The organism is Burkholderia sp. Bp9140 (assembly GCF_003853425.1).
Classification (GTDB): Bacteria; Pseudomonadota; Gammaproteobacteria; order Burkholderiales; family Burkholderiaceae; genus Burkholderia.
Genome location: NZ_QTPQ01000011.1, coordinates 26,951 through 41,880 on the forward strand (window position 1 = coordinate 26,951; position 14,930 = coordinate 41,880).

Here is a 14,930-nt window from a genome sequence, read left to right on the forward strand (position 1 = left end):
ACACGATAAGCCAAACGCGGGCTTTACGCGAGATGCGCCGGGCGCTCAGGCCGCCGCGGTGAACGCGCCCGTCGCGATGCGCGCCGCCGATGCGACGACGTCCGCGCGTACCGCGGCGTCGGCTCGCGGCTGCGTAAACGACACGGCCAGCACGATCGGCGCACGCGACGGCGGCCACAGCACCGCGACGTCGGTCGTCGTGCCGTAGCCGCCGGTGCCGGTTTTGTCGGCGATGCGCCAGCCGGGCGGCACGCCCGCCGCGATCCCGGCCGCGCCGCGCGCGCCGCCGGTCATCCATTCGGTGAGCTGCGCACGCTGCGGCTCGCGCAGCGTGTCGCCGAGCAGCAGCCGCTGCAGCAGGTCGACCATCGCGACCGGCGTCGACGTATCGCGCACGTCGCCGGGCGCGACCTGGTTCAGCTCGGGTTCCCAGCGGTCGAGCCGGAACGCGGAGTCGCCGCTTTCGTGCGCGAACGACGTGACGGCCTGCGGGCCGCCGAGCACGCCCATCACCAGGTTCCCCGCGCCCTTGTCGCCTGCCTGCAGCATCGCCGCGCACAGCTGCGCGATCGTCATCCCCGTGTCGACATGGCTTTCCGTCACCGGCGAGCCGGCCACGACGTCATAGCGGCGATACAGGATGCGGCGCGGCAGCAGCGAGGCGTCGAGCGAACCGCGCGCGAGTATCGCGGCGGCGGCGGCGACCGCATAGGTGCCGCACAGCGGGAAGCGTTCGCGCGCGTGATGCGCGATGCGCGTGCCGTTCGACGTATCGAGTGCGGCGACGCCGAGCCGGCCGTCCGATGCTGTTTCGAGCGCGGCGAGTTCGGCCTGCGCGGCACGGGCGCGCCCCTGGTCGGCGACGGGCGCCGACGAGCACGCGGCGACGAACGGCGCGGCGACGGCGGCAAGCAGCAGCGAGCGGCGTGTCGGAGAGTGTTCCATGGATCTGTGGTGGCCTGTCGGAAACGGTGGCACGGAGCAACGCACGCGCGCATCGGCGATGCGCGCGCGTTCACGCCGACGGCCGGCTCGCGACGGCATGCGCCGCGCATCCCCGAAGACGTCCGTCGGCCCCGCACGCGGCAGGACTCGCATGAACAGACCCTAGCGTAGCAGCGACCGCTGCCGCATTCCAGCGGCGCGGCCCGCCTCAGCCTTGCGACGAAGGCAGGTACGGCATCGGATTGACGGGCTTGCCGTCGCGCCGCACCTCGAACAGCAGCGCGACCCGCGAGTTGTCGAGGTCGCCCATCTCGGCGATCTCGTCGCCCTGGCGCACGATGTCGCCGGTCTTCACGAGCAGCTTGCGGTTGTGCGCATACGCGGTCAGGAAATCCGCGTTGTGCTGGACGATGATCAGGCTGCCGTAATCGTTCAGGCCCGTGCCCGCATACATCACGCGGCCGTCGGCCGCCGCGCGGACCGGGTCGCCCGACCGGCCGGCGATCTGGATGCCGCGGTTCTGCCCCGGCCGGAACGCATCGACGATCTTGCCCTGCGCGGGCCACGTGAGCGATACCGCGCCCGCATGCCGCTTGGTTTCCTTCACGACCTGCCGGTCGCTCGCCGTCGACGCGCTCGCCTGCGCGGCACCCGCCGAATTATTCGCGGCGACCTGCGTGCCGACGTTCGCAGTCCGCGCCTGCAACGGCTGCTGCCGGACGATGCGCAGCACCTGCCCCATGCGCAGCTTGCCGCGCGTGTCGAGCTTGTTCCAGGTCCGCAGGTCGGCGACGCTGCAGTCGTTCGCGGAAGCGATGCCCGTCAGCGTATCGCCGCGCTTCACCACGTACTTCTGCGCGACAAGAATGGGCGCCGGCGGCGGCGGCGCGGGCATGGACGCTGCCGCGGCGGCGGGCTGGCCCGACGGCGACCCCGCCAGCGTGTCGCTCGGCGGGACGGACTGCGTGCTGGCACAACCGGCCATGACGAGCACGGCGGCCAGGCCAGACAGCCAAGCCGACTTGCGGCAAATCTCGCGCTGTTTCATGGACGATCGACTCCGGTTTGACAATCTTTCAAGCATCTCAAAAATGTAACGGCTGACGTGTAACCGGATGCAAACAATGATGACAAACGATCACGAACCGGACGCGGGCAGACGCTTGTTACCGGTAATACGGTCGAACTCGGAAAAACTTGACGGTTTTTTGCGCACGAGGCGGAAGAAATTTCGCATCGCGCCTTTATTTCGAATGGCTTTCGATGCGCAGACGGTCGCGCCGAACCGCCGAACCGGCCTGCGCCGGCCGCCCGCTCAACGCAGCCAGTCGACCAGCTCCGCGCAGGCCCACGCGACGCCGATGCACAGGAACAGCAGGTGCAACGCAATCTTGAACGACACGCCCCATGACGAATCGACCCGCATGACAGTCTCCCCCGGTTGATATGCGGTCATGATCCGGCATCGATCCCGCCCCGAAAATGCGGAACCGGCGAACGGGGCCTCAAGCCCGGCCTGAGACCGGCGCGTCGGTTCCTGCTAACTTATCGGCCATACCCATCCTTACGCGCCCCGACCGACCATGCGCTTCGACCTGACCGACCTGCGGCTCTTCCTGAACATCTGCGAAGCCGGCACGATCACGAGCGGCGCCGAGCGGACCCACATCACGCTGCAGGCGGCCAGCGAGCGCATCCGCGGGATGGAGGACGAGCTCGGCGTGCCGCTGCTGCACCGGACCCGGTCGGGCACGCAGGTGACCGACGCCGGCCGCGCACTCGAACACCACGCGCGCACGGTGCTGCAGCAGATCGACCACATGCGCGGCGAACTGCAGCAATACGGCCAGGGGCTGCGCGGGCATATCCGGCTGCTGTGCAACACGGCGTCGCTGAGCGAATACCTGCCCGACGCGCTCGCCGCGTATCTGCCGCATCATCCGAAACTGTCGATCAGCGTCGAGGAGCGCTCGAGCCAGGAGATCGTGCATGCGATCCGCAACAAGACGGCCGAGGTCGGCATCGTCGCCGATTCGGTCGGGCTCGGCGGGCTCGAACAGAAGCCGTTCCGCGAGGACTGGCTGATCGCGGTCGTGCCGGCCGGGCATCCGCTCGCCGCGCGCGACAGGGTCGCGTTCGACGAGATCGCCGACGCCGATTTCATCGGGCTGACCGACGGCAGCGCGCTGCAGGTCCATCTCGCGGACCAGGCGCGTGCGCTCGGCAAACGGATTCGCTACCGTGTGCAACTGAAGAGTTTCGATGCGATCTGCCGCGTGATCGAAAGCGGCGTGGGGATCGGCATCGTGTCGCGCCATGCGGGCGAGCGCGCGATGCAGACGATGGACGTGCGGCTCGTCGAGTTGTCCGACGCATGGAGCCACCGCAAGCTGACGCTCTGCGCGCGATCGTTCGATGCGCTGCCGAAATACACGCAGGCGTTCGTGTCGTACCTGTCGGGCGAAACGCCGCGCTGAACGTCCGCGTCATCCGGAACGACCAGGCGATACACGAGGAGGCACCGCAGCCATGACCGAACCCGACCTCGCCACGCGCTACCGCGCGTACATCGACTGCCTGAACCGGCAGGACTGGCTGGCGCTCGGCCAGTACGTCGCCGGCAACGTGATCCACAACGACCGGCCGCTCGGCCTGGCCGGTTACCGCGCGATGCTGGAGCAGGATTTCCGCGACATTCCGGATCTCCGTTTCGAGATCCGGCTGCTCGTGTGCGAACCGCCGCGCGTTGCATGCCGGCTTCGCTTCGCCTGTGCGCCAAAAGGGAGGTTCATGGGGCTCGCCGTGGACGGCGCGCGCGTCACGTTCGCCGAAAACGTGTTCTACGAATTTCACGGCGGCAGGATCCGGCAGGTCTGGTCGGCGATCGACAAGGCCGCGATCGAAGCGCAGCTGTGACGCCGCGGGCCGTCACGGCGCGGGCCGCCACCCCGTCACGGCCATGTAGGCGCCGAGCGCGGTCATCCCGACGAAGAAGCAGCGCCTGAACGCCTTCTCGCTCATCACGCGCCGCGCGTATTGCCCGCCGATCATCCCGGCGAGCGCCGGCACGAGCGCCAGCGCCGATACGCCGAGATCGACCGTCTGCAGCGCGCCCGTCACGCGCAACTGCAGGCCGAGCGCGATCGTCGACGCGGTAAACGACAGCCCGAGCGCCTGGATCAGGTCGTCCTTCGCCAGGCGCAGCGCCTGCAGGTACGGCACCGCCGGCACGACGAACACGCCGGTCGCGGCCGTCACGACGCCGGTCAGGTAACCCACCGCGGCCGACAGCCACTTCTCGTGGCGCCTGGGCGCGGGCAGCCGCGCGGCCGCGAGCCCCCAGCAGCCGTATGCGACCAGCACGATGCCGAGCGCCGCGTGGGTCCACGCGCTGCCGGCCGCGAGCGCGGGCAGCCCGCCCGTCAGCGTGCCGATCGTCAACCCGGCGAGCAGCGGCCACAGACGCCGCAACAGCGGCCCGAACGACGGGCCGAGCCACAACTGCCACACATTGGTGATGAATGACGGCACGAGCAGCAGGCTCGCGGCGGCCGACGGCGGCATCGCGAGCGTCAGCAGCCCCATCGCGATCGTCGGCAGCCCGAGGCCGATCATGCCCTTGACCGCGCCGGCCAGCAGGAAGACCAGCACGATGATCGTCGGCGTATGCGTTTGCATGGAGGGCGTTCCGTCGGTTGAATCCGGCGCCGATGGTGAACCCCCGTCACGCCGCCCGCCATCTGGTTTTGCCTGAGGCTGGCTCATGCCCGTCCGGCTGCCCCGCCACCTCGTGACCTCGCCATGCTCGCCGCACGGACGCTCAGCCGCCGTGACCCGCCCCCCGGCCCTGCTCGCTGTCGAGGTGCGCCATCTGGGCGGCCGGATAGCGTGTGCCGGCCGCCGCCCCGGCGGGAACCGCCGCTTCGATGCGCGCGAGATCATTGACCGTTAGTTGCAATTTAGACGCCTGGAGCGCGTCCTGGAGTTGCGTACGCTTGCGCGCGCCGATCAGCGGCACGATGTCGTCGCCGCGCGACAGCGCCCATGCGATCGCGATCTGCGCCGGGTTGCCGCCCTTCTCGTCCGCGATCGCGCGCAGCGCATCGACCAGCGCGAGGTTGTGCGCGAGGTTCTCGCCCTGGAAACGCGGGCTGGCCGCGCGGAAATCGCGCTCGCCCTGCCGCGCCGCGCTCCAGCCGCCGCCGAGCAGGCCGCGCGACAGCACGCCGTACGCCGTGACGCCGATCCCGAGTTCGCGGCACACGGGCAGGATGTCCGTCTCGATCCCGCGCGACAGCAGCGAGTATTCGATCTGCAGGTCGGCGATCGGCGCGACGGCCGCCGCGCGGCGGATCGTGTCGGCGCCGAGCTCCGACAGCCCGATATGGCGCACGTGGCCGGCCTTCACGAGATCGGCGATCGCGCCGACCGTCTCCTCGATCGGCACCGCCGGATCGACGCGCGCCGGCCGGTAGATGTCGATATGGTCGGTGCCGAGCCGCTTCAGCGAGTACGCGACGAAATTGCGGATCGCCTCCGGCCGCGCGTCGTAGCCGGCGAACGCGCCGGCCGGGTCGCGCAGCGCGCCGAACTTCACGCTGATCAGCACCTGGTCGCGCGTACGGCCGCGCAGCGCGTCGCGGATCAGCATCTCGTTGTCGCCCATCCCGTAGAAGTCACCGGTGTCGAGCAGCGTGATGCCGTTGTCGAGCGCCGCGTGCAGCGTCGCGATGCTTTCGTCGCGATCGGCCGGCCCGTAGAAATCCGACATCCCCATGCAGCCGAGTGCGATCGCCGAAACCCGCGGGCCCGTGCGGCCCAGTTGACGCTTGTCCATGTCCGTTTCCTTGCGGTGGTGGTGAGTGAATGAACCGGATTCTGGGCGCATTGCGCCGCGCGATAAACGCGAAACGCCCAACCAAATCATTCGACGCTGATTAACAATGGAGCCTGTTCCCATCCGCCCCCGCCACCGCCCCGCATGGACCACCTGCATGCAATGCGCATCTTTGCGCGCGTCGCCCATCTCGGCAGCTTCACGAAAGCGGCCGAGCAATTGCAATTGCCGCGCCCGACCGTCAGCAATGCCGTCCAGTATCTGGAGAAGCACCTCAAGGTCCGCCTGTTGCAGCGGACCACGCGGCGCGTCGCCCTGACCGCCGAAGGTTCGACCTACTACGAGCGCTGCACGCGGCTGCTGGCCGATCTGGACGACGCCGAGACGCTGTTCGACGACACCGGTGCGTCGCCGCGCGGCCTGATCCGCGTCGATCTGCCGGAGCGCTTCGCGCTGAACCACGTGATTCCGGCGCTGCCGGATTTCCATGCGCGCTATCCCGACCTGCGCGTCGTGCTCAGCACGACCGACCGCTTCGTGGATCTCGTCGCCGACGGCATCGACTGCGCGGTGCGGGTCGGCGTGCTGTCCGACACGTCGCTGGTCGCGCGCCGCGTCGGCGAGCTGGCGCAAATCAACTGCGCGTCGCCCGCGTATCTCGCTCGGCACGGCACGCCGCGCTCGCCGGACGACCTGCCCGACCACGTCGCGGTCGGCTATTTCTCGAGCCGCACGGGCCGTGAACTGGACTGGGAATATGCGGACATGGATTCGGGCGCGCTGCAGACCGTGAAGATGCGCAGCATCGTCGCGGTGAACAGCTCGCAGGCGTATCTCGCGTGCTGTCTCGCGGGCCTCGGGTTGATCCAGGCGCCGCGCGAAGGACTCGAGCCGCTGCTCGAGGACGGCTCGCTGGTCCAGGTGCTGCCCGAATGGCATGCCGCGCCGCTGCCGGTGTCGGTCGTGTTTCCGAACAGCCGGCATCTGGCGCCGCGCGTGCGGATCTTCGTCGACTGGCTCGCGGCAACGCTCGGCGACACACACCGGGCGGAATGACGGCAACCGGCACCGGGGCGATCAGGCCCCGGCCCGGTATCGCGCACTCAGAACTTGTGCCGGATCGCGGCGCGCACCGCGAACTGGTTCGACGACGACGACGGGCCGTCCGTCCCGACCACGTAGCCGCCGTCGGCCGCGGTGCCGGTCTTGTCGCCGGCGGCCTTCTGCCATGCGCCCTGCAGGTAGACGTCGGTGCGCTTGGACAGGCTGTAGTCGGCCATCAGCCCGACGGTGTGATATTTCGGCTTGAACGAACCGGCCGCGGCGTCGAACTTGCCGTCGGTGTACACGTACTGCGCGCCGAGATAGAAATCGGGCGTGAGCTGGTACTTGCCGTTGATCTCGAAGTTCTGGAACTTGGTCGCGGTCAGCCCGAGGCCCGAGAACGTCGACGCCGGCAGGTAGACGGTCGACACCGGGTTCTTCACGTCCGTCTTCGTATACACGAAGCCGACCGTCGCCGGGCCGAACGTATAGTTGACGCCGCCGCCGAAGATGCGCAGGCGATCGGCGACGAAATTCGCGTCGTCGGCCGCGATCGCGCCCGCGCTGCCGACGCCCGGGCTGTTCGCCTGCAGATAGGCCGCCGCGACCTGCAGCCCGGCGAGCGAATACTGCGCACCGATGCTGTACTGGCGGTTGGTCGAGAAGCCCGTGCTGTTGCTGAAGCTGTAAGTGCCGCCGAACGACAGCCCGTTCCAGTCGGGGCTCGCGTACTTGACCGTGTTGTTGACGCGGAACGAGTTGTCCGTGTTGTCGTTGTCGAACGGATGCGAGAACAGCGTGCCGCCCCAGTTGCCGTTCGCGGTCAGCGGCGCGAGATAGTCGACGACGGAATCGTACTGGCGGCCGAAGGTCAGCGTGCCGAATCGCGACGCGCTCAGCCCGACGAACGCCTGGCGGCCGAACATCCGGCCGCCCTGGTTGAGCCGGCCGTTGTTCACGTCGAAGCCGCTTTCCAGCGTGAAGATCGCCTTCAGCCCGCCGCCCAGGTCCTCACTGCCCTTCAGGCCCCAGCGGCTGCCCTGTGCATAGCCGCTCGCGAGCTGGTAATTCGCTTTTCCGACCCCATTCACGTTCACGTTGTTCGTGTAGTTGAAACCCTCGTCGATCAGGCCGTACAGCGTCACGCTGTCCTGCGCGAAGGCCGGCGCGGCGAAGGCAGCCAGCGCGGCGGCAAAAATGACATGCTTCCTCATGACGGATCTCCGGAGCCGGGTGCCGGGCAGGCCTTGCGCCCGGCGATCGTTTGGTCTGTTTTATAGGGTGGCCCGCAGGGCGGACTGCGCGGTGTGCGGCCGCGAGGACAAAATGGTGTCACGTCGCAAACCGCCCGTCCATCGGGGCGTGGGCGCGGCGCACAAAGCGTTGCGCTCGTCCAACTGCCCGGGCGGCCGACTGCGTGAGCAGGCTTGCCGGCAACGGCTGACGGGCCCGCCATCCGCGTAAACCCGGGCGGCGTCGCATCGGTGGCACAATGCGCATCCGTTCGTCATTTCTTCACGAAGTCATGCTTCACCCCGATTCATGCGCGGCAGGTGCCGGCCGCGCACGCGGCGCGCGCCGGGAGGCGGCCCGATGACCGCCGCAGCCCGGGCCGGCCGCTACGCCGAGCTCGACTTCTTCCGCGGCCTCGTGCTGCTCGTGATCGTCATCGACCACATCGGCGGCAGCATCCTGTCGCGCGTGACGCTGCATGCGTACGCGCTGTGCGACGCGGCCGAGGTGTTCGTGTTCCTCGGCGGCTTCGCGACCGCGATCGCATACAACTCGCTCGCCGAGCGCCACGACGAGGCCGCCGCGCGCCAGCGTTTCATCCGCCGCGCCTTCGAGATCTACCGGGCCTTCCTCGTGACGGCCGGCCTGATGCTGTTGATCACCGCCGCGCTGAACGCATTCTCGATCGACGGCCCGAACATGCCGACCAACGATCTCGACGGCCTGCTTCACCGGCCGCTCGCCGCGCTGCGCGACATCCTGTTGTTCCGGCGCCAGCCGTATCTCGCGTCGGTGCTGCCGATGTATGCGTTCTTCGCGCTGCTCGTCCCGCTCGCGCTGCCGCTCGCGCGCACGCAGCCGTGGCTGATGCTCGCGTTCAGCGGCTCGCTCTGGTACGCGGCGCCGCACGTCGCGCGCTTCCTGCCGACCGTCGAAGGCGCGCCGTGGGATTTCAACCCGTTCGCGTGGCAGCTCCTGTTCGTGCTCGGCGTGATCGCACGCTGCCAGCCGGTCTACCAGACGCTCGCGCCGAAGCCGCAGGGCTGGCTGCTGACGGCCGTGTCGCTCGCGATCGTCGCAGCCGGCGCGTACTACCGGCTGCGTATCGAGCCGTTCCCGACGGATCCGTCGATCAAGCAGAACCTCGGCGCGCTGCGGCTTGCGAACTTCCTCGCGATCGCGTGGCTCGCGGCCAAGCTCGTGCACCTCGGGTGGATGAAGAAGGTCGCGCACGCGATGCCATGGATCGGCACGATCGGCCGCCAGGGGCTGCTGTGCTTCGTCGCCGGCACCGGCATCTCGCTCGCGGTCGACTCGCTGCTCTACCAGGCGACCGAAGGCTATCTGAACGTGCCGCTCGGCCTGACCGCCGACGTCGTCGCGATGGCGCTGCTGTATCTCGTCGCGAAGCTCCACGCGCCGCTGATGTCGCGGCTGCCGTTCCCGTTCCGTGCGCGGCGATGACGTGCCGCGCCGTCATGCGCCGCTGCTACGATAGCGGGCGCCTTTCCTGAAACGATTCGCCATGCGCCGACTCGCCCTTCCGTTCGCCGTCGCCCTGCTCGCCGGCTCCCTGGCCACCGCCCACGCCACGCCGGGCGGGCCCGCGGCTTCGCCGGCGCCCGCGGCCGCGACCGTCCCGCCCGCAACGGCCGCGCCGGCCGCCCAGGAGCCGCCGGTCAATCCGGGCAGCAGCGTCGTGCTGCGCGCGTTCCGGTCGGCGTCGCTGAAGCGCGACTGGTCATACACGGTCTACCTGCCGCCCGGCTACAACCCGGAAGGCGCGCGCTATCCGGTGCTGTACCTGCTGCACGGCAATGCCGGCAACGCGAACGACTGGATCACGCAGGGCCGGCTGCAGGCCACGACCGACACGCTGATCGAGCGCCACGAGATCCCGCCCGTCGTGATCGTGATGCCGCAAGGCGGCACCGACTGGTACGTCGACCGCAAGGAGAAGATGCAGAGCGCGTTCCTGAACGACCTGCTGCCGGAAGTCGAGGCGCACTTCGCGGTGTCGAACCAGCGCGCGGGCCGCGCGATCGGCGGCGTATCGATGGGCGGCTTCGGCGCGCTGCGTTTCTCGCTGCTCGAGCCGGGCCTGTTCTGCGGCGCGATGCTGCTGAGCCCCGCGATCTACGCGAACGAGCCGCCGCTCAATTCGGCCGCGCGCTATGTCGGCGTGTTCGGCGACCGGCAGTTCGATCCGCGCGTGTGGCACGAGTTCAACTACCCGGCACTGATGCGCGGCTATTTCGCGCGCAACTGGCGCGTGCCGATGTTCATCGCGACCGGCGACGACGACCTGACGATCCAGGCCGAGTCGAGCGTGCTGTATACGCACCTGCGCCGCGCGCAGAACCCGGCCGAGCTGCGCATCGTCGACGGCGGGCATACGTGGGAAGTGTGGCGCGGGCTGCTCGGGCAGGGGTTGAAGTATGCGCTGGAATGCGTGAAGTAACGAGGCCGCATTACGCGTCAGGCAACCGCTCACCGGCTGCCTGACGCTTCATTCCCCGCTGCGCCGCGGACTCCGGCACACTGCGCGCATCGGCGCCCGCGCCTCAGTTCCACGCATGGCGCGCCGGCCACACCCCGTTCAGGTAGTAGTTGCCGACGAGGTGATACTTCCACCGCACCGGATCGTGCAGCGTATGCGTGCGCGCATTGCGCCAGTGCCGGTCGAGATTGTGCTCGGCGAGTGTCGACTGCGTGCCGGCCAGCTCGAACAGCTTCTCGCCCGCGAGCAGCGCGATCTCCGTCGTCAGCACCTTCGCCTCGCCGACCGCGACCGACGCGCGGGCGACATCGTCGTCGGTCACCGTGCCGCGCGCGCCGATCTCGTCGAGCGTGCGCGCCGCGCGTTCGAGCAGCGCCTCGGCCGCATGCAGCTGGATATGCAGACGGCCGATCTCGCGGACGATCAACGGATCGTCGGCCGCCCGCTCGACGCCGCTGTCGACCCACGGCCGCGTGCGGGTGCGCACGAACGCCTCCGTATCGGCGATCGCGGCCTTCGCGATGCCGGCATCGATCGCCGCCTGGATGATCTGCGACAGCGGGCCGTTGAGCGTCGGCTCGTCCGACACGCGTTGCGCGGGCAGCACATGTGAAGCCGGCACGCGCACGCCGTCGAGCACCACCGTGCCGCTCGCGGTCGTGCGCTGCCCGAAGCCCGACCAGTCGTCGATCACGGTCAGCCCCGGCGTCGGCTGCGGAATGTAGGCGAGCCACGCCTGCCGTGCATCGTCGAGGCCGAGCACCGGCACGTAATGCGCGAACAGCGCACCGGTCGAATAGAACTTGGTGCCGTCGACGACATAGTCGTTGCCGTCCCGCCACACGCGCGTCTTCAGGTCGAGCACGTGCTTCGTGCCCTTCTCCGAGAAGCCGTTGCCGAAGCGCTTGCCACTCAGGATTTCCGCGAAGAAATGGCGCTTCTGCGCGTCGGTGCCGATCAGTGCGATCACGTCGACCAGCCCGAAATGGTTCTGCGGCAACTGCCCGAGCGACCCATCGGCCGCCGCGACGATCTTGATCACCTCGGTGAGCGTCACGTGCGATACGCCCGCGCCGCCGTAGGCCTTCGGCACCGTGATCGCCCACAGCCCCGACTGCGAGAACCATTCGATCTCGTCGCGCGGCAGCCGGCGCTCGCGATCGCGCTCGGCCGCCCCTTGCGCGAGCCGCTGCGCGAGCGCATGCGCAACCGCGATCGCCTGCGCGTCGTCGGCGATCACGCGGGCCACCTGCGGTTTCGCGTCGGCCGGTCGCTCCTGAATCGTCGCGCGCGTATCTGACATCGGGCTCTCCTGTCGATTGACGAAAGCATTCAATCTAGCAGCGCGCCGCAGGCCGGCCAACCGAGCGATTCTCGTAACGATATTCCTTCGGACAACAAACGACATGGCATCGCCCGGCGCTCGATTCCGCGCTTCGGCGTCGCAATCGATGCCCGGGCGTCGAAGCCGCCCGTCGTTGATCCGCGTAATGCGCAGCGACGATAACGATCTGCGAATCCGTTATTGGAACGCGCGCGCCGCGCTTCCTATACTGGCCTCCCGGTGCAAACGGCCCCGCCTTTCGAGGAACACCGCATGACTTCGTCGCACGCAGATACCGATCTTTCCACCGGCACCGACTACGACGCGCTCGCCAGCCGGTTTCGCCCCCTCTTCGACCGGATCGCGGCCGGCACCGCCGAGCGCGAACGCCGCCGCGAACTGCCGCACGAAGCGATCGGCTGGCTGAAAGCCGCCGGGTTCGGCGCGGTACGGCTGCCGGTGCGCGACGGCGGCGCCGGCGCATCGCTGCCGCAGCTGTTCCGGCTGCTGACCGAGCTTGCCGACGCCGATTCCAATCTGCCGCAGGCGCTGCGCGGCCATTTCGCGTTCGTCGAAGACTGGCTGAACGTACCTGCCGGGCCGCAGCGCACGACGTGGTTCGACCGCTTCGCGAGCGGCCAGCTCGTCGGCAATGCATGGTCGGAAGCCGGCGACGTCCCGCTCGGCCAGACGATTACCAGGGTAGCGGAACGGAACGGCCAGCTCGTGCTGAACGGCCGGAAGTTCTACAGCACGGGCAGCCTGTTCGCGGACTGGATCGACGTATTCGCGCAGCGCGAACAGGACGGCAGCGACGTGATCGTCGCGATCGCCACCGCGCAGCCCGGCGTGATACTCGAAGACGACTGGGACGGCTTCGGCCAGAGAACGACCGGCAGCGGCACCACGCGCTTCGAGAATGCGGCGGTCGACGCCGGCAACGTGATCGACTTCGCGCGCCGCTTCAAATACCAGACCGCGTTCTACCAGCTGTTCCACGTCGCCACGCTGGCCGGCATCGGCCATGCGATCGTGCGCGACGCCGGCGAGCTCGTGCGCAACCGCACGCGCGTGTACAGCCACGGCAACGCGGCGCGCGCCGGCGACGATGCGCAACTCCAGCAGGTGATCGGCGAAATCGCATCGTGGGCCTATGCCGCGGATGCGCTCGCGCTGCGTGCCGCGCAGCCGCTGCAGCATGCATACGTCGCGCGCTTCGGCGGCGACGACGAAGCCGAACATGCCGCGAACGTCGCGGCCGAAATCGAATCCGCGCAGAGCCAGCTCGTCGTGTCGGAACTCGTGCTGCGCGCGGCCACGCGCCTGTTCGACGCGCTCGGCGCGTCCGCGACGCGCAGCACGACGGCGCTCGACCGTCACTGGCGCAACGCGCGCACGGTGTCGTCGCACAATCCGCTCGTCTACAAGGCGCGGATCGTCGGCGACTGGGTCATCAACGGTCGCACGCCGCCGTTCGTCTGGCGCGTCGGCAACGGTGCAAGTGCTGACGCCGGCACGGCAACGGGAGCCGCACGATGAGCAAGACCATCCGCTTCAACGCGTTCGAGATGAACTGCGTCGGCCATCAGTCGCCCGGCCTGTGGGCGCATCCGCGCGACCGTTCGTGGCAATACAAGGATCTCGACTACTGGACCGATCTCGCGCGCGTGCTCGAACGCGGGATCTTCGACGCGATCTTCATCGCGGACGTGATCGGCTATTACGACGTCTACCAGGGCAGCAACTACCACGCGCTGCACCAGGCCGCGCAGATCCCCGTCAACGATCCGCTGCAGCTCGCCGCGCCGATCGCGATGGCGACCGAGCATCTCGGCATCGGCATCACCGCGTCGACGACGTTCGAGCATCCGTACACGTTCGCGCGCCGGCTGTCGACCGCCGACCATCACACGAAAGGCCGGCTCGCGTGGAACATCGTCACGTCGTACCTGGAAAGCGGCGCGAAGAATGTCGGCGACAACGGGCTGCGCACGCACGACGACCGCTACGCGGTCGCGGCCGAATACGTCGAGGTGCTGTACAAGCTGTTCGAGGGCAGCTGGGAAGATGGCGCGGTCGTGCGCGATCGCGACGGCCGCGTGTTCACGCATCCGGAGAAGGTGCACGAGATCGGCCACAAGGGGCGCTTCTTCGACGTGCCCGGCTATCACCTGTGCGAGCCGTCGCCGCAGCGCACGCCGGTGCTGTTCCAGGCCGGCGCGTCCGGCCCCGGCAAGGCGTTCGCCGCGCAGCACGCCGAATGCGTGTTCGTCGCCGCGCCGACCCGCCCGCAGCTCGCACGCTATGTCGCCGACGTGCGCACGCAGGCGGCGGCCGCCGGCCGCGATCCGCACGACGTGCTGATCTACAACCTCGTCACGGTGATCGTCGACGAGACCGACGAGAAGGCGCAGGCGAAGTTCGACGAATACCGCCGCTACGTATCGTATGACGGCTCGCTGGTGTTCATGTCCGGCTGGACCGGCATCGATTTCGGCCAGTACGCGCCGACCGATCCCGTCAGGCGCGTCGAGACGAATGCGATCGTGTCGGCCGTCGAGCATCTGGCCGGCGGCGATACCGCGTGGACGATCGAGGAACTGGCTGCCTGGGGCGGCATCGGCGGGATGGGGCCCGTGTTCGTCGGCTCGGCGCAGACCGTCGCGGACATCCTGCAGGAATGGGTCGCCGCGACCGATGTCGACGGCTTCAACCTCGCGTATGCCGTTGCACACGAAACCTTCGAGGACATCGTGCGCTACCTCGTGCCGGAGTTGCAGCGGCGCGGCGTCTATCCGACCGGATATGCGCCCGGCGCGCTGCGCGAGAAGCTGTTCGGCGGCTCGGCACGGCTGCCGGACGCGCATCCGGCCGCACGGTTCCGCGACATCGAGCAGGTCAAGCGCACTACGGAACAGGTCGCCGACTACGCGTGATGGCCATCCCGGCTGGCCCGCGCGGGGGACGGCCGGCATTCCCGACGAACCGCCGCGCGACTGCCGCACCGGTTGCCCGGCACGCTACCGCTGATCGCACTGCATCTTGCC

Annotated in this window: 13 protein-coding genes; 7 read left to right on the forward strand and 6 right to left on the reverse strand. The window is 68.9% G+C overall.

Translation table 11 applies throughout. The annotated features are described in order from the left end of the window. Window positions 1-45: 45 nt before the first annotated feature. Both bla and DIE21_RS11425 read right to left on the reverse strand, forming a co-directional pair. Window positions 46-945, reverse strand: coding sequence for a class A beta-lactamase (bla, locus tag DIE21_RS11420; RefSeq protein WP_124497799.1), 900 nt, complete (start codon window positions 943-945; stop codon window positions 46-48). 208 nt (window positions 946-1,153) lie between these two features. After that, window positions 1,154-1,993, reverse strand: coding sequence for a peptidoglycan DD-metalloendopeptidase family protein (locus tag DIE21_RS11425; RefSeq protein WP_124497800.1), 840 nt, complete (start codon window positions 1,991-1,993; stop codon window positions 1,154-1,156). Window positions 1,994-2,528: 535 nt separating this feature from the next. Here DIE21_RS11425 and DIE21_RS11430 point away from each other — a divergent pair. After that, entirely contained in the window at window positions 2,529-3,422 is an 894-nt protein-coding gene (locus DIE21_RS11430) for a LysR substrate-binding domain-containing protein (protein WP_124497801.1), read from the forward strand. Between the two features lie 52 nt (window positions 3,423-3,474). Next, complete coding sequence (locus DIE21_RS11435) at window positions 3,475-3,861, forward strand: ester cyclase (protein ID WP_124497802.1); 387 nt, start codon at window positions 3,475-3,477, stop codon at window positions 3,859-3,861. A gap of 12 nt (window positions 3,862-3,873) precedes the next feature. Here the strand turns inward: DIE21_RS11435 and DIE21_RS11440 are convergent, their stop codons facing one another. Further along, window positions 3,874-4,623, reverse strand: a complete 750-nt coding sequence (locus DIE21_RS11440) for a sulfite exporter TauE/SafE family protein (RefSeq protein WP_124497803.1) — start codon at window positions 4,621-4,623, stop codon at window positions 3,874-3,876. Between the two features lie 142 nt (window positions 4,624-4,765). Then, window positions 4,766-5,782, reverse strand: coding sequence for an aldo/keto reductase (locus DIE21_RS11445; protein ID WP_124497804.1), 1,017 nt, complete (start codon window positions 5,780-5,782; stop codon window positions 4,766-4,768). A 144-nt stretch (window positions 5,783-5,926) separates the two neighbouring features. Here DIE21_RS11445 and DIE21_RS11450 point away from each other — a divergent pair, with 144 nt between their 5' ends. Beyond that, window positions 5,927-6,838: a LysR family transcriptional regulator gene (locus DIE21_RS11450; RefSeq protein WP_124497805.1), complete on the forward strand. Its 912-nt coding sequence runs from the start codon at window positions 5,927-5,929 to the stop codon at window positions 6,836-6,838. Between the two features lie 47 nt (window positions 6,839-6,885). Here the strand turns inward: DIE21_RS11450 and DIE21_RS11455 are convergent, their stop codons facing one another. After that, window positions 6,886-8,040, reverse strand: coding sequence for a porin (locus tag DIE21_RS11455; RefSeq protein WP_124497806.1), 1,155 nt, complete (start codon window positions 8,038-8,040; stop codon window positions 6,886-6,888). Between the two features lie 379 nt (window positions 8,041-8,419). Between DIE21_RS11455 and DIE21_RS11465 the strand changes: the two genes are divergently transcribed. Further along, window positions 8,420-9,523, forward strand: coding sequence for an OpgC domain-containing protein (locus tag DIE21_RS11465; protein WP_124497807.1), 1,104 nt, complete (start codon window positions 8,420-8,422; stop codon window positions 9,521-9,523). A 61-nt stretch (window positions 9,524-9,584) separates the two neighbouring features. After that, the gene (locus DIE21_RS11470) at window positions 9,585-10,520 is read left to right on the forward strand and encodes an esterase family protein (protein ID WP_124497808.1); all 936 of its coding nucleotides are present in this window, start codon (window positions 9,585-9,587) and stop codon (window positions 10,518-10,520) included. A gap of 103 nt (window positions 10,521-10,623) precedes the next feature. On the opposite strand, the gene DIE21_RS11475 is transcribed toward DIE21_RS11470, so the two are convergent. After that, complete coding sequence (locus tag DIE21_RS11475) at window positions 10,624-11,862, reverse strand: SfnB family sulfur acquisition oxidoreductase (protein WP_124497809.1); 1,239 nt, start codon at window positions 11,860-11,862, stop codon at window positions 10,624-10,626. Window positions 11,863-12,156: 294 nt separating this feature from the next. Between DIE21_RS11475 and DIE21_RS11480 the strand changes: the two genes are divergently transcribed. Beyond that, window positions 12,157-13,422: an acyl-CoA dehydrogenase family protein gene (locus DIE21_RS11480; RefSeq protein WP_124497810.1), complete on the forward strand. Its 1,266-nt coding sequence runs from the start codon at window positions 12,157-12,159 to the stop codon at window positions 13,420-13,422. After that, on the forward strand, window positions 13,419-14,819 hold the full coding sequence (locus DIE21_RS11485) for an LLM class flavin-dependent oxidoreductase (protein ID WP_124497811.1): 1,401 nt from the start codon (window positions 13,419-13,421) through the stop codon (window positions 14,817-14,819). The genes DIE21_RS11480 and DIE21_RS11485 overlap by 4 nt, the downstream gene beginning before the upstream one ends. The last annotated feature ends 111 nt before the right edge of the window (window positions 14,820-14,930 follow it).